Origin of the sequence: Pseudomonas sp. EL_65y_Pfl1_R83 (assembly GCF_963970695.1) — a bacterium.
GTDB classification, from domain to species: Bacteria; Pseudomonadota; Gammaproteobacteria; order Pseudomonadales; family Pseudomonadaceae; genus Aquipseudomonas; species Aquipseudomonas tritici.
This window is the reverse complement of sequence record NZ_CAXAQI010000013.1, coordinates 36,767-59,375: the sequence shown is the minus strand read 5'-3', so window position 1 is coordinate 59,375 and position 22,609 is coordinate 36,767. Positions and strand designations below refer to the sequence as shown.

At 61.4% G+C, this 22,609-nt stretch carries 17 protein-coding genes and 2 riboswitches; of the genes, 9 read left to right on the top strand and 8 right to left on the bottom strand.

Going from position 1 to position 22,609, the window contains the following annotated elements; all coding sequences use genetic code 11:
- Positions 1–58: 58 nt before the first annotated feature.
- Complete coding sequence (locus tag AACY08_RS18750) at positions 59–1,006, top strand: DUF1853 family protein (protein WP_339470820.1); 948 nt, start codon at positions 59–61, stop codon at positions 1,004–1,006.
- A 51-nt stretch (positions 1,007–1,057) separates the two neighbouring features.
- Here the strand turns inward: AACY08_RS18750 and AACY08_RS18745 are convergent, their stop codons facing one another.
- From AACY08_RS18745 to cobW, 4 genes are read right to left on the bottom strand one after another with little or no spacing between them, the layout of a single operon-like run.
- The gene (locus AACY08_RS18745) at positions 1,058–1,660 is read right to left on the bottom strand and encodes a vWA domain-containing protein (RefSeq protein WP_339470951.1); all 603 of its coding nucleotides are present in this window, start codon (positions 1,658–1,660) and stop codon (positions 1,058–1,060) included.
- Between the two features lie 53 nt (positions 1,661–1,713).
- On the bottom strand, positions 1,714–2,712 hold the full coding sequence (locus tag AACY08_RS18740) for an ATP-binding protein (RefSeq protein WP_339470819.1): 999 nt from the start codon (positions 2,710–2,712) through the stop codon (positions 1,714–1,716).
- Complete coding sequence (gene cobN, locus AACY08_RS18735) at positions 2,712–6,473, bottom strand: cobaltochelatase subunit CobN (RefSeq protein ID WP_339470818.1); 3,762 nt, start codon at positions 6,471–6,473, stop codon at positions 2,712–2,714. Before cobN ends, AACY08_RS18740 begins: the two co-directional genes overlap by 1 nt.
- Before the next feature lie 3 nt (positions 6,474–6,476).
- On the bottom strand, positions 6,477–7,538 hold the full coding sequence (gene cobW / locus AACY08_RS18730) for a cobalamin biosynthesis protein CobW (protein ID WP_339470817.1): 1,062 nt from the start codon (positions 7,536–7,538) through the stop codon (positions 6,477–6,479).
- 92 nt (positions 7,539–7,630) lie between these two features.
- Positions 7,631–7,830: riboswitch (cobalamin riboswitch) on the bottom strand.
- 165 nt (positions 7,831–7,995) lie between these two features.
- Positions 7,996–8,200, top strand: a riboswitch (cobalamin riboswitch).
- A gap of 96 nt (positions 8,201–8,296) precedes the next feature.
- Between cobW and AACY08_RS18725 the strand changes: the two genes are divergently transcribed.
- The 4 genes from AACY08_RS18725 to cobM all read left to right on the top strand — a co-directional run bounded on the left by AACY08_RS18725 (position 8,297) and on the right by cobM (position 10,407).
- Positions 8,297–8,485 (top strand): CbtB domain-containing protein, encoded by a 189-nt coding sequence (locus AACY08_RS18725; RefSeq protein ID WP_012723860.1) that lies wholly within the window; start codon positions 8,297–8,299, stop codon positions 8,483–8,485.
- Positions 8,486–8,496: 11 nt separating this feature from the next.
- On the top strand, positions 8,497–9,201 hold the full coding sequence (locus AACY08_RS18720; protein WP_339470816.1) for a CbtA family protein: 705 nt from the start codon (positions 8,497–8,499) through the stop codon (positions 9,199–9,201).
- Positions 9,198–9,590, top strand: a complete 393-nt coding sequence (locus AACY08_RS18715; protein WP_339418348.1) for a cobalamin biosynthesis protein — start codon at positions 9,198–9,200, stop codon at positions 9,588–9,590. Before AACY08_RS18720 ends, AACY08_RS18715 begins: the two co-directional genes overlap by 4 nt.
- A gap of 70 nt (positions 9,591–9,660) precedes the next feature.
- Positions 9,661–10,407 (top strand): precorrin-4 C(11)-methyltransferase, encoded by a 747-nt coding sequence (gene cobM / locus AACY08_RS18710; RefSeq protein WP_339418346.1) that lies wholly within the window; start codon positions 9,661–9,663, stop codon positions 10,405–10,407.
- Positions 10,408–10,592: 185 nt separating this feature from the next.
- Here the strand turns inward: cobM and nfuA are convergent, their stop codons facing one another.
- The 3 genes from nfuA to AACY08_RS18695 form a co-directional block, all read right to left on the bottom strand.
- Positions 10,593–11,177, bottom strand: a complete 585-nt coding sequence (gene nfuA / locus AACY08_RS18705; protein ID WP_003190728.1) for a Fe-S biogenesis protein NfuA — start codon at positions 11,175–11,177, stop codon at positions 10,593–10,595.
- 59 nt (positions 11,178–11,236) lie between these two features.
- The gene (locus tag AACY08_RS18700; RefSeq protein ID WP_339470815.1) at positions 11,237–12,262 is read right to left on the bottom strand and encodes an acyltransferase family protein; all 1,026 of its coding nucleotides are present in this window, start codon (positions 12,260–12,262) and stop codon (positions 11,237–11,239) included.
- Between the two features lie 87 nt (positions 12,263–12,349).
- Entirely contained in the window at positions 12,350–14,641 is a 2,292-nt protein-coding gene (locus AACY08_RS18695; RefSeq protein WP_339470814.1) for a fatty acid cis/trans isomerase, read from the bottom strand.
- A gap of 165 nt (positions 14,642–14,806) precedes the next feature.
- Between AACY08_RS18695 and metH the strand changes: the two genes are divergently transcribed.
- Positions 14,807–18,517, top strand: a complete 3,711-nt coding sequence (gene metH / locus AACY08_RS18690; protein ID WP_339470813.1) for a methionine synthase — start codon at positions 14,807–14,809, stop codon at positions 18,515–18,517.
- 118 nt (positions 18,518–18,635) lie between these two features.
- Entirely contained in the window at positions 18,636–18,854 is a 219-nt protein-coding gene (locus AACY08_RS18685; protein ID WP_339418339.1) for a DUF2970 domain-containing protein, read from the top strand.
- Here AACY08_RS18685 and AACY08_RS18680 read toward each other — a convergent pair.
- Complete coding sequence (locus AACY08_RS18680) at positions 18,851–19,912, bottom strand: ABC transporter substrate-binding protein (protein ID WP_339470812.1); 1,062 nt, start codon at positions 19,910–19,912, stop codon at positions 18,851–18,853. The genes AACY08_RS18685 and AACY08_RS18680 overlap by 4 nt on opposite strands.
- A 554-nt stretch (positions 19,913–20,466) precedes the next feature.
- On the opposite strand from AACY08_RS18680, the gene AACY08_RS18675 reads away from it, so the two are divergent.
- Positions 20,467–22,125, top strand: a complete 1,659-nt coding sequence (locus tag AACY08_RS18675) for a nitrite/sulfite reductase (RefSeq protein ID WP_339418337.1) — start codon at positions 20,467–20,469, stop codon at positions 22,123–22,125.
- Positions 22,109–22,603: a DUF934 domain-containing protein gene (locus AACY08_RS18670; RefSeq protein ID WP_048727764.1), complete on the top strand. Its 495-nt coding sequence runs from the start codon at positions 22,109–22,111 to the stop codon at positions 22,601–22,603. The genes AACY08_RS18675 and AACY08_RS18670 overlap by 17 nt, the downstream gene beginning before the upstream one ends.
- Positions 22,604–22,609: the final 6 nt, after the last annotated feature.

Sequence of the window (22,609 nt, the reverse complement as noted above, 5' to 3'; positions counted from 1 at the left end):
CCTTGATGACAACGGTTCTCAGCCACCTGAGCCCCCGTTAAAAGGCTATGCTCGGACCATGACTGTGTTCCCGGATCTGCAGACCCTGCCCCGCCAGCTGCGCCACCCTGAAGTGCGCGACTTGGCGTGGGTGATGCTCGCCCCGCCAATGCTGGCGCAGACGCCGTGGCCGCAACGCCACCCGTTGGCCGGCAGTGATTGGGTGCAAGCGCCACACCTGCTCGAACAATGGCTACGTGCACTCGATCACGACAGCAGCCCCTTGCAACAGTGGCTGAGCCTGGCCCGTACCCGTCGTCTTGGGCTTTATTACGAGCGGTTATGGCAGTTCGCCGTGCAGCATGCGCCGGGCGTGGAGTTGCTGGCCGCCAACCTGCCGATCCGCCGCGCCGGGCATACCCTCGGCGAGCTGGATATGTTGCTGCGCGACCGCGATGGCGTGCATCACTTGGAACTGGCGATCAAACTCTACCTGGGGCCGCAGGACGGCGACGACCAGGATACAGCGCAGTGGCTGGGGCCGGGTTGTCATGATCGGCTGGACCGCAAGCTGGCGCATCTGGCCCAGCACCAATTGCCAATCTCGGCGCGGGCGGAGAGCCGCGAGGTGTTGGCGGCGCTGGATATCCAGCAGTTCGATGCGCATTTGTGGCTGGGCGGGTATTTGCTGTATCCCTGGCCCGGTGAAGCGCAGGCACCCGTGGGTGCCCACCCGCAGCATTTGCGTGGGCGCTGGTTGCATCAGCGCGACTGGCGGGCATTTGTCAGCGCCAGCGCCCCCGGCCGCTGGCAACCCCTGCCCCGGCATGCATGGCTGGCGCCGGCGCATTACCCAGCGGATGAGGTATGGAGTGAGGAGCAGATGCAGGGTTGGCTGGCGGACCTGGATCCGATGGCTCCAGCACAGCTATTAGTTCGGCTGGTTCAGGTGGGTGAGGATTGGGAAGAGGCTGAGCGGCTGTTTCTGGTGGCGGATCTTTGGCCGAATGTGCCGGGGGCGGGCTGATAACCTTGTGGTGTATTTGAGGGCTTGCTCGCGAAGGCGGCGGCCCAGGCGTTACACCTTATCGATATGCTGATAATCCAACTGCAACCCAGCCGCCAACTCCTCAGCCCGGCCCAACCTGATCGGCCCACGCTCGATGTCTATCAATAATCCCGAGCACTCCAGCAACGGCAGTCCTGCGACATCCTTAAGCCGCCCATCGGTGATCACCAACAAGCGCTGCTGCTCAGTCGGAAACCGCTTACGCCGCACTGCCAGCCAATTCCCAGCCTCAGTCAGCGCAGCGAGCAACGGCGTGCCCCCGCCCGCCCCCAACGGGTCCAACCATCCGGCCAAACCCTTCGCAGCTTTCAGTCCCTGTACCTGCCATTTGGGCGATTGCCCACTGGCCGTCAACAAGGCCATCCGCACGCGTTGGCGGTAGGCGTCATCAAACAACTGGGCCAGCAAACCTTTGGCATCGGTGAGCGCACGATGGCGCCGGGTTGACGCCGACGCATCGACAATCACCAGCCACAACTCATGGGCCGAGCGACTGCGCAGGTGAAACCGTAGATCCTCTCGCGATTGCGGCCGGCCATCGAGCAGAGTGCCGGGCCAATTGATCGAACCCTGTTTCGCACTCCGGACCTTACCGTGCCTGCCTCTATCCAGTCGTCCTGCCTTGGGCCGGGCATCCGCCCCCGCGTCAGGTCGAGGGCGAATGCCTAGGGCTTTTTTGGCCAGGTGGGTACATCCCGGCGTGCGCCCGTGGGCAGGGCCGGTGCGGGCATGTCACCCCATTGGCCTTGACCCGGCGACGTGTCGGAGGACGTTGGCGACTGCCCTTTACTCGGCGCATTGGACGGCGGCGATGGTTCCTGGCGGCGATGGCGCAGGGCAAACTCGGCGACGGCTTCGATGTCTTCCTCGGCGATCGCATCCGCCCCGCGCCATGCCGCGTGCGCCCTGGCGCCGCGCAGCCAAACCAGATCCGCACGCAAGCCATCGACACCGGCGGCAAAGCACCGCTCTGTGATCTGCGCCAGTGCCTGGTCATCCAGTGCGATGGTGTCGAGTCGCGCCCGCGCCTGGGTACAGCGCTCGCGCAGAGCGGCTTGGGGCTCTGCCCAATGCGCGCAGAACGCCGCCGGTTCGCTGTCAAAGTCCAGGCGACGACGGATGATTTGCCCACGCTCGACCGGCAGGGTCTGCCCACTCAAGGCCACGTTGAAACCGAAGCGGTCGAGCAGTTGCGGGCGTAACTCGCCCTCCTCCGGGTTCATGGTGCCGATCAGTACAAAACGCGCCGAATGGCGATGGGAGATGCCGTCACGCTCGATCAGGTTGGTGCCGCTGGCCGCCACGTCGAGCAGCAGGTCCACCAGGTGATCGGCCAGCAAGTTGACTTCATCGACATACAGCACGCCGCCGTCAGCCTTGGCCAAGACGCCGGGGGAAAACTGCGCGCGGCCTTCGCCCAATGCGGCGTCCAGGTCCAGCGTCCCCACCAGCCGCTCTTCGGTAGCGCCCAAGGGCAAGGTGACGAATTGACCACTGGCCAGCAGGTCTGCCAGCCCCCGCGCCAAGGTGGACTTGGCCATGCCACGCGGGCCTTCAATCAGCACGCCGCCGATCTTCGGGTCGATGGCAGTCAGGCACAGGGCCAATTTCAAGTCGTCGGCGCCGACCACGGCGGACAGCGGAAAATGCGGAGTATCAGTCATCAGCTGTCTTCTTCTATATCCAGCAACAGGTTTTCCAACGCTTCTTTATAAGCCCCCGGCGCCTGCCACTGGCCACGTTGCTGCGCTTCCAGCATGCGTTCGGTCATGTCACGCAGGGCGTCGGGATTGTGCTCTTGCACAAAGGCCCGTGTGTCAGGGTCCAGCAGGTAAGCGTCGGCGAGCAAGGCGTATTGATGATCGTCGATCAACGCGGTGGTGGCATCGAACGCGAACAGATTGTCCACGGTCGCGGCCATTTCAAACGCACCTTTATAGCCATGGCGCTTCACGCCGTCGATCCACTTGGGGTTGGCGGCACGGGAACGGATCACCCGGTTCAGCTCTTCCTTCAGCGTTCGGATCTTCGGCAGGTCCGGCTGGCTGTGGTCACCGTGGTAACTGGCGGCCTTTTCGCCACTCAGTGTTTCCACGGCGGCGAGCATGCCGCCCTGGAACTGGTAGTAATCATTGGAGTCGAGCAGGTCGTGCTCGCGGTTGTCCTGGTTCTGCAACACCGCCTGCACCTGGCTCAAGCGCTGGGCGAATTGCTCGCGGGCGGCGGTGCCCTCATCGGAGCCGCCATAGGCGTAGCCGCCCCAGTTCAAATAGACCTCGGCCAAGTCTTCGCGGCTTTGCCACAGGCGACCATCGATCGCGCCTTGCACACCCGCACCATAGGCGCCGGGTTTCGCGCCGAAGATGCGCCAGCCCGCCTGTTTCGCTGCGGCCTCTGCGTCCAGGCCCGACTTGAACAACGCCTCACGTTCACTGCGCACTTTGGCCGCCAGCGGGTTCATGTCGTCTGGTTCGTCCAGCGCGGCCACCGCCTGCACCGCCGCGTCGAACAGGCGGATCAGGTTGGCAAAGGCGTCACGGAAAAAGCCGGACACGCGCAACGTCACGTCAACGCGCGGACGGTCCAACAGGCTGATCGGCAGGATTTCAAAGTCATCCACGCGCTGGCTGCCGGTCGCCCACACCGGCCTCACGCCCATCAGCGCCATGGCCTGGGCGATATCGTCGCCGCCAGTGCGCATGGTCGCGGTGCCCCACACCGACAGGCCGAGCTGGCGCAGGTGGTCGCCATGGTCTTGCAGGTGCCGCTCAAGAATCAGGTTGGCCGACTGGAAGCCAATGCGCCAGGCCGTGGTGGTCGGCAAGTTGCGCACGTCGACGGTGAAAAAATTGCGCCCGGTCGGCAGCACGTCCAAACGCCCGCGACTCGGTGCGCCACTGGGGCCGGCAGGCACGAAGCGGCCGCTCAAGGCGTCCAGCAACCCGCGCATTTCTGCCGGGCCACAGGCGTCCAGGCATGGCGCCACGACTCTGCGCAGGCTCTCGATCACCGCCTTCACCTCCTCCCAACCAGGCGCTTCCAATTGTTCAAGCGGCCCTTCCAACGCCTGTTCGATCAGCCGCGCTGCATACAACTCCAGGCGCTCACGGGTATCGCCGGCGGTGCGCCACAACTGCTCATCGATTTTCAGCAACACGTCGGGCCGGCGCCCTGTCCAGGGTTCGGCCAGGGCGCAGTCGAGTGGGTCGAAGCCCAGCTCGAAAGCCTTGGCCAACACTCGCAGCACACTCGATTGCGGACCTCGGCCGTCACCACGCGGGATGCGCAGTAAGGCGAGCAAGGTGTCGATACGCAAGCGGCCTTCAGGCGACTCGCCAAAGATGTGCAGGCCGTCGCGGATCTGCGATTCCTTTAAGTCGCACAGGTAGGTATCGAGGCGCGGCAGCCAGATGGCGGCGTCGGCGTCCTTGTCCAGCTCAAGCTCCTGGTCGATATGGGTTTCGCGCACCAGCGTGAGGATGTCTTTCTGCAACTCCAGGGCGCGGCGTGGGTCGAGCAGTTGCGCCTCGTAATACTCGTCGGCCAACAACTCCAGGTCACGTAACGGGCCATAGGTTTCGGCGCGGGTCAGCGGCGGCATCAAGTGGTCGATGATCACCGCCTGGGTACGCCGTTTGGCCTGGGCGCCCTCACCTGGGTCGTTGACGATAAACGGATAGATATTCGGCAGCGGCCCCAGCAGCGCATCGGGCCAGCAGTTTTCCGAGAGGCCCACGCCCTTGCCCGGCAGCCATTCGAGGTTGCCGTGCTTACCCACGTGAATCACAGCGTGGGCGCCGTAGGTATGGCGCAGCCAGAAATAGAACGCCAGATAGCCATGGGGTGGCACCAGGTCCGGGTCGTGGTACACCGCGCTGGCGTCGACCTGATAACCCCGCGCCGGTTGGATACCGACGAAGGTCAGTCCCAGGCGCAGGCCGGCGATCATCATCCGGCCGTCGCGGCACATCGGATCGTTATGAGGCGTGCCCCAGCGTTCCATCACGGCTCGACGATTAGCCTCGGGCAAGCGACTGAACAGTGTCTCGTAGTCGTCCAGGCCCAGGCTTTGATGGCACGGACGCAGGTCGAGACTGTCCAGGTCGTTGGTGACACCGCCCAGCAGTTGATGAATCAGCGCAGTGCCGCTGTCGGGCAACGTGTCCGGCAGCGGATAGCCTTCGGCCTGCAGGGCACGCAGGATATTCAGCGCCGCTGCGGGCGTATCCAGGCCTACGCCGTTACCGATACGGCCATCGCGAGTTGGGTAGTTGGCGAGGATCAATGCGATACGCTTGTGCGCGTTCGGCACCCGCGCGAGTTCGACCCAGCGCCGCGCCAGCTCAGCCACGAAATCCATCCGCTCGGGCGCTGCTCGATAGCACACCACATCCGACTGGCTGCGCTCGCTGCGCCAGGCCAGGTCCTTGAAGCTGATCGGCCGGCTGATGATGCGCCCGTCCAGCTCCGGCAACGCGATGTGCATCGCCAGATCGCGCGGGCCGAGGCCTTGCTCGCTGGCCTCCCAGCCGGGCTGATTGTCCTGGGCGCAGATCGCCTGGATCACCGGGATATTGCGGCGAAACGGCCGCAAATGCGGCGCTTCGGGGCTGGATTGGGCAAAACCGGTTGTGTTGAGGATCACCGCCGCGCCGACCTCATCCAGCAAGTCCTCGACCACCGTCAGGCAGCCGGGCTCTTTAAGACTGGCCACCGCCATCGGCAACGGGTTCAACCCCGCCGCCTGCAAGCGCTCGCAGAACACATCAATAAAGCCGGTATTGGCGGCCTGCAAATGCGAGCGGTAGAACAGCACCGCCGCCACCGGCCAATCAGCGTTCCAATCCGCCTGCCAATCATTCAGGCGGGCAGTGGCGTTGCGCGGGTGATAAATCGCCGTGCGCGGCAGGGTTTGCGGTTCGGCCCAGGCGTAGTCTTGGCCTAGGTAGGCACTGGCCAGGCAGCGGTAAAAATCCAGCGCGTTAGCCAGGCCGCCCTGGCGCAGAAAGTGCCACAGGCGGTCACGCTCCTGTGCGCCAACAGTGCTCAAGCCGCTGAGCTCAGGGTCCGGGCGATCACACCCCGGCACCAGGATCAGTTGCACGCCGCGTTCCGCCAACGCCACCAGACGCTCGATACCGTAACGCCAATAACCAATGCCACCATGCAGCGAAATCAGGATGACCTTGGCGTGGCGCAGCACCTCATCGACGTACAGGTCGACCGAGGCATGGTTCTGCACTTGCATCGGGTTGGCCAGGCGAAACGTCGGGTAATCGTCCGGCAAGTGCTGGGCGGCTTCGGCCAGCAGTGCGAGGCTCGAATCACCGCTGCACAAGATCACCAGTTCAGCGGGGGTTTGGCCAAGGTCGGCAATATTGTCGTCTGAGACGAAACCACCGGGCTGGGTCCTGAGCAGGTGCATGGGTTAAACGCTGAGGGCAGCGCGCAGTTGCGCTTCAAGGCCCGCTGCGTCCAGTGCCTGGCCGATCAGCACCAGTCGCGTTATGCGGGCTTCGTCGGCGCCCCAGGCGCGGTCAAAGTGTTTGTCGAAACGCGTGCCCACGCCCTGGATCAGCAGGCGCATCGGCTTGTTCGGGATGGCAGCGAAGCCTTTGACGCGCAGGATGCCGTGTTGCACGACCAATTGGTTCAGCGCATCGAGCAGCAGCGCTTCGTCAGCCTGCGGCAGGTCGATGGAAATGGAGTCGAAGGCATCGTGGTCATGATCGTCCTCGCCCTCGTGATGGTGATCGTGATGGCTGTGACGACCGTCGATGTGTTCTTCAGAGCCAGCGCCCAGGCCAATCAGCACGTCCAACGGCACGCGACCGCTGCTGGCTTCAATGATCTTCACCGCTGGCGGCAGCTCTTCGGCGACTTCAAGGCGCACGCGGGCCAGGTCTTCAGGGCTGATCAGGTCGGATTTATTGAGGATAACGAGGTCGGCGCTGGCCAATTGGTCAGCGAACAGTTCGTGCAGTGGCGATTCGTGGTCCAGGTTCGGATCGAGTTTGCGCTGGGCATCCACTTGATCCGGGAATGCCGCGAACGTGCCAGCGGCCACGGCCGGGCTGTCGACCACGGTAATCACCGCATCAACGGTGCAGGCGCTGCGAATCTCCGGCCACTGGAAGGCTTGTACCAACGGCTTTGGCAGGGCCAGCCCGGAGGTTTCGATAAGGATATGGTCAAGGTCACCGCGACGCGCGACCAGTTCGCGCATCACTGGGAAGAATTCTTCTTGCACGGTGCAGCACAGGCAGCCGTTCGCCAGTTCGTAAACACGGCCGTTGGCTTCTTCTTCGGTGCAACCGATGGAGCACTGCTTGAGGATTTCACCGTCGATGCCCAGCTCGCCGAATTCGTTGACGATCACGGCAATACGACGGCCCTGGGCGTTGTCGAGCATATGGCGCAGCAAGGTGGTTTTGCCCGAGCCGAGAAAGCCGGTAACGATGGTGACGGGGAGTTTGGCCAGTGTTTTCATCGGATGCCCTTTGGGGCGGGCATACGGGACGATAGGCCCTGCGACGGCGCGCAGCAGCGGTTTTCGTCACCGGATCACCCCGCCCGGTTGAATTGAAAATCGGTTGCGAGGCAGGTCTCCTGGCTTGGGGCTTGCGGGTCTTGCGACCGGCGCTGGCTGCGCCTTCCCGCCGTATCGGCAGTGGCGTGGCAGTCAGATAAACCCTTCACAGTTGCGGGGGCAGCCGCGGCTTGGACCGCGTTCCCTTCTTAGCTTTGGCCTGGGCCGAAGAACCTCGAGGGTGCAAGGCTACGCAGTGCTTGGGGGATGGTCAATGATGGGGTTGGGTTGGTGTACATATCCGTTTCTGCGGTTACGGCTGCTATTGGTTCCGCCCTTACGGCGGAACCAATAGCAGCCATTACCCAAATAACGGATATGCCATCCCCAATTGACTCCCCTCCCACCCCCATGCTCTCCTACACACCTTGTTTCGGGTGCCCTTCACAGGGTGAAACGGGAAACCGGTGAGCCATAACATATGGCAAGTCCGGTGCTGCCCCCGCAACGGTAAGCGAGTGAAGCGTCAGATCCACTGTGCCTCTAAGGCATGGGAAGGCGATGCTTAATTAGGCACAATGCCCCTCGCAAGCCCGGAGACCGGCCCGAAAAATCAGATAACAAACCCGCGGTGGGCGGGCGCTGTTCAAAACCCTGCGAGCCTGGCTCGCGGGGTTTTCATGCGCTCGTTTCACCCTGATACCTGAAAGGGACGCGCCATGTCGATCATCAGCAGCACTTCGCACTCCGCCAGCAGCACCTCTACCTTGAGCCAACGCCTGACCGCCGCAATCGGCGCGTCGATCCTGGGCGCGTGCCTGGTGTATTTCGCCGGTTTCTCGCACATCGAGGCGGTGCACAACGCTGCCCACGATACCCGCCACAGCGCCGCGTTCCCGTGCCACTGAGACCTGCCGACATGATCAAGCGTATTGCGCAAACTGCCGGTTTCACCGGTCTTCTGGCTGCCCTGCTGCTGACCCTGCTGCAAAGCTTCTGGGTCGCTCCGTTAATTCTGCAGGCGGAAACCTTTGAAAAGGCCCCGGCAGCGACTGAAGTGATGCATGAGCACGCAGCCGGTGCTGCCGCGCATACCCATGACCTCGAAGCCTGGGAGCCGGAAGACGGCTGGCAGCGCGTGCTGTCTACCACCGGCGGTAATCTGGTGGTCGCTGTCGGTTTCGCGCTGATGCTCGCCGGTCTCTATACCCTGCGCGCACCAACCCGCACTGCCCAGGGGCTGCTCTGGGGGTTGGCCGGCTACGCAACCTTCGTGTTGGCGCCGACAATGGGCCTGCCGCCTGAGCTGCCAGGCACTGCTGCCGCTGATCTCGCACAACGGCAGATCTGGTGGGTAGGCACCGCCGCCTCAACCGCTGCGGGCATAGCGCTGATCGTGTTCGGCCGCAATTGGCTGCTCAAAACGCTGGGCGTAGCGATTCTGGTCGTGCCACACGTGATCGGCGCGCCCCAGCCGCAAGTGCATTCGATGCTAGCCCCCGAAGCCTTGGAAGCGCAGTTCAAGGTTGCTTCGCAGTTGACCAATGTCGCCTTCTGGCTAGCGCTGGGCCTGATCAGCGCTTGGCTGTTCCGCCGCAATCGTGATGATCAATACCCAGCATGATTTTAGTGGTCGGCCTGGGGTGCCAGCGGGGTTGTGACGTTCACACCCTGCTGGCCCTGCTCGAGAGCGCCCTCGCCGAGGGCGGTATCGAGCCCCAACGGATCACCGCGCTGGCCAGTATCGACCGCAAGCGCGATGAACCTGGCCTTCGAGCCCTGGCCGATCTGTTGAACGTGCCGTTCCAGTGTTTCGACGCTGATCAGTTGGCGGGCTATGCAGAACAGCTGAGCCACAAATCCGCGATCGCGTTTGCCCATACGGGCTGCTACGGCATTGCCGAAAGCGCCGCCCTGGCCCTGGCTGAACACCTCGCCAACGCCCCTGCCCGGCTATTGATTACCCGCAAGCAAACCGCCCAGGCCACCTTCGCATTGGCTTGCGCCGGCTGAAAACCTGATAATCGCCCGTTCCGATCATGAGCGCTCTTCATGCTCGTGCGTTTTTTCATAGGATATTCCCATGACCGTCTACTTCATCGGCGCAGGCCCCGGCGACCCGGAATTGATCACCGTCAAAGGCCAGCGGCTGATCCGCAGTTGCCCGGTGATCATCTATGCCGGCTCGCTGGTGCCGACGGCAGTGCTCGAAGGCCACCAGGCAGAACAGCTGGTCAACAGTGCCGAATTGCACCTTGAACAGATCATCGACCTGATCAAGACCGCCCATGCGAAAGGCCAGGACGTGGCACGCGTACATTCTGGCGACCCGAGCCTGTACGGGGCGATTGGCGAGCAGATCCGTCATTTGCGTGAGCTGGGCATCCCATTCCAGATCATTCCCGGCGTCACGGCAGTGGCGGCTTGCGCAGCGTTATTGGAAACCGAGCTGACCCTGCCGGACATCGCCCAGAGTGTGATCCTGACCCGTTATGCAGATAAAACCAGCATGCCGGATGGCGAGGACTTCGACAGCCTGGCGCGACATGGCACCACCATGGCGATCCATCTGGGGGTCAATCACTTGGAGAAAATCGTCGCTCAACTGCTGCCGCACTATGGCGCGGACTGCCCGATTGCCGTGGTGCACCGCGCGACGTGGCCGGATCAGGATTGGGTGGTGGGGGCGCTGAGCGATATTGCCGGGAAAGTGGCGGCGAAGGGATTTCGGCGAACGGCGTTGATTGTGGTGGGTCGGGTGTTGGGCAGTGAGGGTTTCAGTGAGTCTTCGCTGTATCGCGCCGGGCATGCGCACCTTTATCGATCTTAATAATCTGAATTAGCTTACAGATTCAAAGCACTGATTTAATTGAATAAATTATGATAAACCGCGGGAGCGGGTTTGCTCCCACAGTTGATCTGCTTTCTTAGCTAAGTATCTCAAGCCGTTGAATTCAAACAATAAAAAACGGCGCTCACGGGGCGCCGTTTTTTTGTCCGCAGTGAACACCTTACTCAGTAGTAGGCGTTTTCTTTCTGCGTGTGGTCGGTCACGTCACGTACACCCTTGAGTTCTGGAATACGCTCCAGCAGGGTCCGCTCGATGCCTTCGCGCAGGGTCACGTCCGCCTGGCCGCAGCCTTGGCAGCCGCCGCCAAACTTGAGCACGGCAATGCCGTCATCCACCACGTCGATCAGGCTGACCTGACCGCCGTGGCTGGCCAGGCCCGGGTTGATCTCGGTTTGCAGGTAGTAGTTGATGCGCTCGTTCACCGGACTGTCGGCGTTGACGTTCGGCACCTTGGCATTCGGCGCCTTAATGGTCAGTTGGCCGCCCATGCGATCGGTGGCGTAGTCGACCACGGCGTCGTCGAGGAAGGCTTCGCTGAAGGCGTCGATGTACGCGGTGAAGCTTTTCAGCCCCAAGGCGGTGTCTTCAGGCTTCTCTTCCCCTGGCTTGCAGTAGGCAATGCAAGTCTCGGCGTATTGGGTGCCGGGTTGGGTGATAAAGACGCGAATACCGATACCTGGGGTGTTCTGCTTGGACAGCAGGTCAGCCAGGTAATCGTGGGCGGCGTCGGTAATGGTTATGGCAGTCATGGAAACTCCTCACAGGCTTGCCGGCAGTTTACGCCAAATCATTACAGAGGTACAAAGTCCTAGTATTTTTGTCGGGAAAGAGCTGCGGGATCATCAATGCCAAACCAACGCTTAAGCGTGCGATAGGTCGGCTTTTCCAGCCATTGGTAGCTCGCAAAGGCGCAAAGCGCCGTTAATACGATGCAAACAGGCAGCATCGCATAGGGATCTATTCCCGTACGCTTGACCACCCACAGGCCAGCGCACAGAACCAGCACGTGGATCAGATACACCGAGTAAGAGCAGTCCCCCATCAGCTTCAACACGCGTGAGCCTTGGAAGTAAGGCTCCAGTGCCACGCAACTGATGACCAGGATCGCGCTGGGCACGCCCCATTCAAACGCACGGGGCAGATCCGCCCCGCGATAAAACGCCATTGATGCCGCCACAATCCCCAACAACGGCACCCACGCCCTGGCCCGACACAGGCCGCGGCGATACAGCATGCCGATAACCATGCCCATCAGAAACTCCAGGACAATATCATTGCTGTAAAAACCGTCGGCCAAGTCAAGGGCGGGAGCGATGAGGTAGCACACCAGGTACAACAGCACGGCCACCACCCACAACCGATAGTCCCCACGAACCCACAAGGCGACGGCGAACAGGCCATAGAACAGCATTTCGAAGTTCAGGGTCCAGCCGACATCCAGCAGCGGATAGACGCCGTAGCCTGCCGGGTGCTGGGCAGGGATAAAGAGCATCGACAGGAGCACATGGCCCAGCGCGAGTTGAACATCGGGAAACATCGACGGCACAGCCAGGGTCAGGAGGGCCAGCAGCAAGGTATAGAACCAGTACGCCGGAGCGATCCGTGCCACGCGCATGAGCATGAAGCGCCGAGGTGTCAGGGCTTTGTCTGCGGTCGCAAGGAATATCACCAGGCCGCTGATGACAAAGAACACATCCACCCCTGCGCTGCCTTTTTCGACGAACAGATACTCCAGCGCGTTGTGCACCTCAAAGTTGAAAAACAGCTGCATGACATGGTGACCCACCACCAGCCATGCAGCCAAGACGCGGAGAAACTGCACTGAAATCAACATTATCGGAGTACCTTTTCGAGCGCCGCGCACTGGATATCCGACTGCTTCAACTTCCGCCTGGAGAGATGACTGGATCAATGAGCGTCGTTATAGGTTCTCATAGCGGTTCATGTCCAATACCCCCTCTTCCACGGGCGCGACTTCGTGGAGGTACTGCGACAGATCGTGGAAGTACTGCCAGAACAACGGATGACTGCGCCGCACGCCCCAGCGGTCGACGATCTTTTCGAAACGATCGGCATCTTTGGCCCGCTCCATTTCAGCCACGAACTCGGGCACTTCCTGAGCGGGTATATTGAACATGAAGTTCGGGTAACTGCTTAGTACGCCGGGGTAAAGGGTCAAGGTGTCGAGTCGCGGCTGGTAGCGATAGGCTTCGCCCAGCAAAAACGCGACATTACTGTGGGCGCGGTTGCGCAGCAGGCTGTAGATCTCGCGCTTGCCGCTGGCAGTTTGAATGCGCAACATCGTGGCTTCGGGCAATTGATCGATCACCTTGAGCCCGGCGGCCGGGCGTGAGGTCAAGCGGCTCAACGCCTGCTCCGCATCCTGCAAGACCGGATCAATACCGCTGCGCGAGCAATACGCACTCACACAACGGTTAAAGGGGTCCGGGCTGGCGTTCAAGCTGGCATAACGGGTCAACAATTGGTTGGCGAAATCGCGCTTCGGGTCGTTTGGGTTCAGGTGCAAACCCGTGGGTTTTTCATCATCAATGGCCTCATAGTCCAGCCAGAGCTTGATCTTGCCGCTGTTCTGGTACCAGTCGTCGAGGAAGTCTTCACGGGTATCGGCGGGCATCAGGCGCAGGAAGTTCTGCTCGGCGCCGTTACGGATCAGGTCGAAGTACAACCGGGTCTGGGCCTGGTGCGAGACATTGCCGAACACGTCGAAATTCACCGCCAATTGGTAGTACGTACGCTCCAGCAGCGGATAGTCGAACAACCACATCGTCTGCGGCACATCGCCGATCAGGCCTTTGGTCACCGAGGCGCTGTCGAAGTGGCGGAAAATGCTCAGCAAGGCATCGTCATTGCCCGCCCACAGGCTCGACCAGCTTGGCGGCGGCAGGTCAGCATAGCTGTCACGGCGCAGAGCCTCGTATTCATTGCGTTTATCGCGGTAGGCCCGCCACAGGCTGAGCACGCTGCCCACATCGTCATTCTGTCCCGGCATGGCCAGTAATGGCGTGGCCTGGCCGCGATAGCGCGCATCGGTGATGTAGAGGTCGTGGTCCGGGTCTTGGAACAGGGTCCAGAAGTTATCGCGGATCACATCCGTGGCAATCTGCCCACGGCACACCGGCCCACGAATGAAAGTGCGTACGAAGTATTCGGCGTTATCCAGCATGAACTGGTAACGCGCCTTGGCGGGGATGGCCTCGAAGGTTTCGAATGGATTGGCGCGACGGGCTGGGCCGTAGCCCGGCAAGGCGCTGACCTGCCAGTCGCCGGCGTAGAACAGCGCCTTGATGCGCGCCATTTTCACAGCACTGAAGGGGTAAGTGATGTGGGTTTTGTGCACGATCACGCCCTGCACTGGCCACAGGCGGTAATACACCTGGGTACCAGGGTCATCGTTAGGGCGACGGGTAGTGATCAGATCAATCGGCTGCCCGCTCGGGGTGCGCGACCGCACCCACTGGAAGAAATGCCCCGGCTCGCCATTCTCGAAGTAAATATGCGCCAGGTACAAATGCTCAAATAACCAGCGTGCCACCAAGCTTTCGCGGGCGCCTGGCTTGTTGAACAGGTTCTCCCACTGCTGCACCTGCACGGCTTCGCTGGCACTCGGCGCCAGGCTTTGTTCATCTATAGGCGCGCCGGACGCGAGCCAGCGTTGCAGCGTCTGGTACTGCTGCTCGGTCAGGCCGGTGACGGCGAGTGGCATGCCTTCCTTGGGGTGGGCGCCGGCGTAGGCGTTGAATTCGCCGGGTATTGCGCACATGTTCGCGCGGTTCAGGCCCAGGACGATGTCTTCAGGCAACTTGGCATTGGGTGCCAGTGCAGCGTTGTGCCCCAATTCGAGCATGCGCGCCATCAATGCGGCCTGGCTGCCCTGCGCGTCCAACACCGAGTAAAAGCCCTTCTGTTGCCAGGCCGCCTTGCCAGAAGCATCTATAAACAGGCGGGTGGTCGGCGCCGCCTGGCTGCGCTCGCCATCATACACCGGCATTTTGCTCGCACCGCGCACCGCGCCTTCGGCACTGCCCAGGTTGAGCTGGCAGGCGGAGTCGTAGCAGGCATGGCAGGCCACGCATTTCTCGGTGAAGATCGGTTGAATGTCGCGGGTATACGAAATCGCCGGGGCGGATCCGTCGGCCTGAGCAGTGCAGGTAACCAGTGCCAGGACGGCGCTGGCGATGAGGCGAAATGACATGGATCCGGTCCCGATTCAATGCGTGCGGCGAAAAGTGCCGGTGATTCTACCGGGCCACGCCCCCAGCCAACATGAACGATATTCATGTAAAACCCGTACATGCTCCAAATCGGCACAGGTTTGCTATGATTCACCCCCTCCGAAATGCCTGACCAGAGTAGTCCCATGTCCGATCGTAGCGCTCGTCTGCAAGCCCTTCACCAAGCCCTCAAGGACCGCATCCTGATCCTCGACGGCGGTATGGGCACGATGATCCAGAGCTACAAGCTTGAAGAACAGGACTACCGTGGCAAACGCTTCGCCGACTGGCCAAGTGACGTCAAGGGAAACAACGACTTGCTGGTGCTCACCCGTCCGGACGTGATCGGCGGTATTGAAAAGGCCTACCTGGATGCCGGTGCCGACATCCTCGAAACCAACACCTTCAATGCCACCCGCGTTTCCATGGCCGATTACGGCATGGAAGAACTGGCCTACGAGCTCAACGTAGAAGGCGCACGCCTGGCGCGCAAGGTCGCTGACGCCAAGACCCTGGAGACACCCGCCAAGCCGCGTTTCGTTGCTGGCGTGCTCGGCCCGACCAGCCGTACCTGCTCGCTGTCGCCCGACGTGAACAACCCCGGCTACCGCAACGTGACCTTTGATGAACTGGTGGAAAACTACACCGAAGCCACCAAAGGCCTGATCGAAGGCGGCGCTGACCTGATCCTGATCGAAACCATCTTCGACACCCTCAACGCCAAGGCGGCGATCTTCGCCGTGCAGGGTGTGTTTGAAGAGCTGAATATCGAACTGCCGATCATGATCTCCGGCACCATCACCGACGCCTCCGGCCGCACGCTGTCGGGCCAGACCACTGAAGCGTTCTGGAACTCCGTCAGCCACGCCAAGCCGATTTCCGTGGGCCTCAACTGCGCCCTGGGCGCCAGCGAACTGCGCCCGTACCTGGAAGAGTTGTCGAACAAAGCCAGCACCCATGTGTCCGCGCACCCCAATGCTGGCCTGCCCAACGAATTCGGCGAGTACGATGAACTGCCATCGGAAACCGCCAAGGTTATCGAGGAGTTTGCCCAGAGCGGCTTCCTGAACATCGTCGGCGGCTGCTGCGGCACCACGCCGGGTCATATCGAAGCCATCGCCAAGGCTGTGGCCGGTTATGCGCCGCGCCAGATCCCGGACATCCCCAAGGCCTGCCGCCTGTCGGGCCTGGAGCCCTTCACGATTGATCGCAGCTCATTGTTCGTCAACGTCGGCGAGCGCACCAACATCACCGGCTCCGCGCGTTTCGCGCGCCTGATCCGTGAAGACAACTACACCGAAGCCCTGGAAGTCGCCTTGCAGCAGGTGGAAGCCGGCGCCCAGGTGATCGATATCAACATGGACGAGGGCATGCTCGATTCGAAGAAGGCCATGGTGACCTTCCTCAATCTGATTGCCGGCGAGCCGGACATCTCCCGCGTGCCGATCATGATCGACTCCTCCAAGTGGGAAGTGATCGAGGCCGGCCTGAAGTGCATCCAGGGCAAGGGCATCGTCAACTCCATCAGCATGAAGGAAGGCGTCGAGCAGTTCATTCACCACGCCAAGCTGTGCAAGCGCTATGGCGCCGCCGTGGTGGTGATGGCGTTTGACGAAGCCGGCCAGGCCGACACCGAAGCGCGCAAGAAAGAGATCTGCAAACGCTCCTACGACATCCTGGTGAATGAAGTCGGCTTCCCGCCGGAAGACATCATCTTCGACCCGAACATTTTCGCGGTCGCCACCGGTATCGAAGAGCACAACAACTACGCCGTCGACTTTATCAACGCCTGTGCCTATATCCGTGACGAACTGCCGTATGCGCTGACCTCCGGCGGCGTGTCCAACGTGTCGTTCTCGTTTCGTGGCAACAACCCGGTGCGTGAGGCAATCCACTCGGTGTTCCTGCTGTACGCGATCCGCAACGGCCTGACCATGGGTATCGTCAACGCCGGCCAGTTGGAGATCTACGACCAGATCCCGGCCGAGCTGCGTGACGCCGTGGAAGACGTGGTGCTCAACCGCACCCCGGAAGGCACCGACGCCCTCCTCGCCATCGCCGACAAGTACAAAGGCGACGGCAGCGTCAAGGAAGCCGAGACCGAAGAATGGCGCGGCTGGCCGGTCAACAAACGTCTGGAACATGCGCTGGTCAAGGGCATCACCACCCACATCGTCGACGACACCGAGGAATCCCGGCAGTCATTCGCGCGCCCGATCGAAGTGATCGAAGGCCCGTTGATGTCCGGCATGAACATCGTTGGCGACCTGTTCGGCGCCGGCAAAATGTTCCTGCCCCAGGTGGTGAAGTCCGCCCGTGTGATGAAGCAGGCCGTGGCCCACTTGATTCCGTTCATCGAACTGGAAAAAGGCGACAAGCCGGAAGCCAAGGGCAAGATCCTGATGGCCACTGTGAAAGGCGACGTGCACGACATCGGCAAGAACATCGTGGGCGTGGTGCTGGGGTGCAACGGCTATGACATCGTCGACCTCGGCGTGATGGTGCCGGCGGAGAAGATCCTGCAGGTGGCCAAGGAGCAGAAGTGCGACATCATCGGGCTGTCCGGCCTGATCACCCCGTCCCTGGACGAGATGGTGCATGTCGCCCGTGAGATGCAGCGCCAGGACTTCCACCTGCCCTTGATGATCGGTGGCGCCACCACGTCCAAGGCGCACACGGCGGTAAAAATCGAGCCCAAGTACAGCAACGATGCGGTGATCTACGTGACCGACGCCTCGCGCGCCGTGGGCGTGGCCACGCAATTGCTGTCCAAGGAACTCAAGGCCGGTTTCGTCGAGAAAACCCGCCTGGAATACATCGACGTGCGCGAACGGACCTCCAACCGTAGCGCCCGCACCGAACGCCTGAGCTACCCGGCCGCCATCGCGAAGAAGCCGCAGTTCGACTGGAGCAGCTACACGCCGGTGGTGCCGACCTTTACCGGCGCCAAGGTGCTGGACAATATCGACCTCAAGGTGCTGGCCGAGTACATCGACTGGACACCGTTCTTTATCTCCTGGGACCTGGCCGGCAAATTCCCACGCATCCTTACCGATGAAGTCGTGGGTGAAGCGGCCACCGCGCTGTACGCCGACGCCCAGGAAATGCTCGCCAAGCTGATCGACGAAAAACTCATCAGCGCCCGCGCGGTATTCGGTTTCTGGCCGACCAACCAGGTGCAGGACGATGACCTGGAAGTCTACGGCGACGACGGCCAACCGATCGCGAAGCTGCACCACCTGCGCCAGCAGATCATCAAGACTGACGGCAAGCCGAATTTCTCCCTGGCCGACTTCGTGGCACCCAAAGACAGCGGTGTAACCGACTACATCGGTGGTTTCATCACCACCGCCGGCATCGGTGCCGAAGAAGTCGCCAAGGCCTATCAGGACGCTGGCGACGACTACAACTCAATCATGGTCAAGGCCCTGGCCGACCGCCTGGCCGAAGCCTGCGCCGAGTGGCTGCACCAGCAAGTCCGTAAGGACTACTGGGGTTACGCCAGGGACGAGCAACTGGATAACGAAGCGCTGATCAAGGAGCAATACAGCGGTATCCGCCCTGCCCCGGGCTACCCGGCGTGCCCGGATCACACCGAAAAAGCCCAACTGTTCCAACTGCTCGATCCGGAGGCCCGCGAAATGCAGGCCGGGCGTAGTGGCGTATTCCTCACCGAGCACTACGCGATGTTTCCGGCGGCGGCCGTCAGCGGCTGGTACTTCGCCCATCCGCAGGCGCAATACTTTGCTGTGGGCAAAGTCGACAAAGACCAGGTGGCGAGCTACACCGCCCGTAAAGGCCAGGACCTGGCCGTGACCGAGCGTTGGCTGGCGCCGAACCTGGGTTACGACAACTAATTGACCGCCCCCCAGGTTCTGTAGTAGCGGGCTTTCCCCGCGCGGGGCAAGCCCGTTCACTACACATCAAAACATCGTCAGCTATGCTGTCCCTCACACACCTTGTGTCGAGGGATTTATGGACGATCCAGTCAACAACAAGCCCCCTACTTTCTGGCAGATGCTGCACAGCGTCTTGGCGGCCGCCTTTGGCGTGCAGAGTGGCAAGAACCGCGCCCGCGACTTTACCCACGGCAAACCCAGCCACTTTGTGCTGCTGGGCATTCTGTTCACAGCGGTGTTTGCCTTGGCGTTGTTCGGCATCGTCAAGCTGGTGCTGCTGCTGGCCGGGGTCTAGCGCAGCAGCAGTTGCAAGCTGAAGGGATAACGGTAGGACGCCGGCTTGCCGACGGCAGACAGCGCACGAAAGTCAACGAGCGCAGTAGCGCCCAGTAAGCGCTGCGCCTGGGCGGCGTCAATCAGCTGGAATAACGCTTCCTGGCGATCACGTCCGCCGAAGGTGCCAATGTCCACACCCTTGGCATCATCATGAATCAACACCATCGCCCACCCGCCCAGGGTGAAATGCCCGGCGACCAGCGTACTCAGCCGACCGTCCAACCGCGCCTGCAAGATCTCCGGCGAACTGTTGGCCGCACTGAACAACACGTGCTTGCCAGGCATTTGCCCGCTGCCCTGCAGCGCCTGCATCGCACCCAGTGCCATCTCATCGTTGGCCGACCACACCAGCGCTGTCTTCGGGTAGCGCTTGAACAGTTGCGTGGCTTGCTCGAACGCGCGCTGACAGCTCCATTTGCCATAGACCAACTGGCGCAGCCGCACCTCGGGGTGCTCGGCCAGGGCGCGATGCAGGCCCTGTTCACGCAGCTGCGCGGCCGGGGTGTTCTTGACGCCGGAGAAGGCCAACAAATCAATGCTCTCGCCAGGCGCGACAGGGCCGTGCTGGCGCAGTAGATCGCTGAACATCAGGTACCCGGCCTGCTCGTCGTCGGGAACGATGCTGCCGAGCCAATCGACGTCGTGGCCGAGCATTTGCACTTGGTCGGCAGTCAGCGCGTTATTCACGATCAGCAGCTTGACCCCACTGCCCTGGGCCATGCGCAGAATCTGTGGGGCAACGTATTGTTCATTCACCAGCACCAGGTAATCCGGCCGCTCGTTGCCTTGCAGCGCCTCACGGGCCTGGATCAGGGTGATTTGGGTATCGCGCTCGGAATAGCGCACGCGTAAATGCAGGCCGAGGTCCTTGGCACCGGCCTGCATGAATTGCGCGTAGCTGACCCAGAAGGTTTCCGTCGACATGCCCGGGTTGAGAAACACCACCGACGTGGCATGGGCCGTTGCCCCATACGCCGACCCCATCAACCAGACACACGCAATCAACACCTTCAACATGGTTATCAAACCTTGAATATTGACCGCCATAATAGTGGCAATGCGACAGTCAATCGAAGCCGTTTACTGGTGGCTCACCCAGAATACGGCAGTTCCCACCACCAGTATGATCAAAAACAGAATGGCCCAGGCATCAACGGTACTGTCGGGTTTACGGGCTTTTGTAGGATTGCTCATCGCATCGCCTCTTGTCGGTTTTATAGGTGATTGCTAGGGGGCGTTCTCATCGATTTTCCCCGCGGTGCCGGGTCTGCTGCTGTGCAGGGCAAGGCGCGAGAAGCATAGTTTGGTCATTCCAAATAAGCTTCGAGCAACGCAGCCCTGCACAGCGGCGGGGAAAATCGATGAGAACGCCCCCTAAACATGCTCACAGTAAAGTTGACGATTGCCCGCATGACAAATGTGGGTATCGCGATAACGGCTCTCATTAGGCAATTTGGTTATTTGCATATACTCAAACATCACTTTTGCGCATAAACGCAAACTGGTATCGTGCGCCGGCTCCGTTGGGAGTGCGCGGCCGTGCGCGCAGATTTGCCGAGAACAGGACCTATATGTACGTATACGACGAATACGATCAGCGCATCATCGAGGACCGCGTCAAGCAGTTCCGTGATCAGACCCGACGCTACTTAGCAGGTGAACTGAGCGAAGAAGAGTTCCGCCCTCTGCGCCTGCAAAATGGCCTTTATGTGCAGCGCTTTGCGCCGATGCTGAGGGTGGCCGTGCCCTATGGCCAACTGACGTCACGCCAGACGCGCATGATGGCCAAGATTGCCCGCGACTTCGACAAAGGCTACGCCCACATCAGTACCCGCCAGAACGTCCAGTTCAACTGGCCGGCACTGGAAGATGTGCCGGACATCCTGGCTGAATTGGCGACCGTGCAAATGCACGCGATTCAGACCAGCGGTAACTGCCTGCGTAACGTGACCACCGACCAATTCGCCGGCGTGGCCGCTGACGAACTGATCGATCCACGCCCTTGGTGCGAAATCGTCCGTCAGTGGACCACCTTCCACCCGGAATTCGCCTACTTGCCACGCAAGTTCAAGATCGCCATCAATGGCTCGACCTCGGACCGCGCGGCCATCGAAGTGCACGATATCGGCCTGGAGCCAGTGCACAACGCGGCCGGCGAACTGGGCTTCCGCGTACTGGTGGGTGGTGGCCTTGGCCGGACCCCGGTAGTCGGCGCCTTCATCAACGAGTTCCTGCCGTGGCAGGACCTGTTGAGCTACCTCGACGCGATCCTGCGGGTCTACAACCGCTATGGCCGTCGTGACAACAAATACAAGGCCCGGATCAAGATCCTGGTCAAGGCGCTGACCCCTGAGGTGTTTGCCCAGAAAGTCGACGCTGAAATGGAACACCTGCGCGGCGGCCAGACCACCCTGACCGAAGCCGAAGTGCACCGCGTGGCCAAACACTTCGTTGATCCCGAGTACAAGGCCCTGACCAATCAGGACGCCGAGCTCGCGGCACTCGACCAGCAGCACCCAGGTTTCGCCCGTTGGCGTACCCGCAACACCCTGGCGCACAAGAAGCCGGGTTATGTCGCGGTGACCCTGTCGCTGAAACCTACCGGCGTTGCTCCGGGCGATATCACCGACAAGCAGCTGGACGCCGTCGCCGACCTGGCCGAGCGCTACAGCTTTGGCCAACTGCGCACCTCCCACGAGCAGAACATCATTCTCGCGGACGTTGAGCAGAGCCAATTGTTTATCCTGTGGGGCGAGCTGCGCGAAGGCGGTTTCGCCACGCCGAACATCGGCCTGCTGACCGACATCATCTGCTGCCCGGGTGGCGATTTCTGCTCCCTGGCCAACGCCAAGTCGATCCCGATTGCCGAATCGATCCAGCGTCGCTTCGAAGACCTGGACTACCTGTTCGACATCGGCGAGCTGGACCTGAACATCTCCGGCTGCATGAATGCCTGTGGTCACCACCACGTCGGCCACATCGGCATCCTGGGCGTGGACAAGAAAGGCGAAGAATTCTACCAAGTGTCCCTGGGTGGCAGCGCCAGCCGCGATGCGAGCCTGGGCAAGATCCTCGGCCCGTCTTTCGCCCAGGAAGCCATGCCCGAGGTGATCGGCAAACTGATCGATGTGTACATCGAACAGCGCACCGAAGATGAGCGTTTTATCGACACCTACCAGCGCATCGGCATTGACCTGTTCAAGGAGCGCGTCTATGCAGCGAATCATTAAGAACAACGAAGTCCTCGACGAAACCTGGCACCTGCTGCCCAAGGACGCGAGCTTCGACGGCATCTCCAATTGCGACGACCTGATCGTGCCGTTGGCGCTGTGGCGCGAACACGGCCACGCCCTAAAGGCCCGCGACGGCGGCCTGGGTGTGTGGCTGGACGCCGATGAAGAAGCCGAAGAGATCGGCGACGACGTGGAACACTTCCAAGTCATCGCCCTGAACTTCCCGGCCTTCACCGACGGTCGCAACTACTCCAACGCGCGCCTGTTGCGTGACCGTTACGGTTACAAGGGCGAGTTGCGCGCCATTGGCGACGTACTGCGCGACCAGTTGTTCTACCTGCGCCGCTGCGGGTTCGATGCGTTCGCCCTGCGCGCCGACAAAGATCCGTACGAAGCGCTGGAAAGCCTCAAGGACTTCTCCGTGACGTACCAGGCTGCAACGGATGAACCGTTGCCGTTGTTTCGTCGTCGCTGAGTCTTA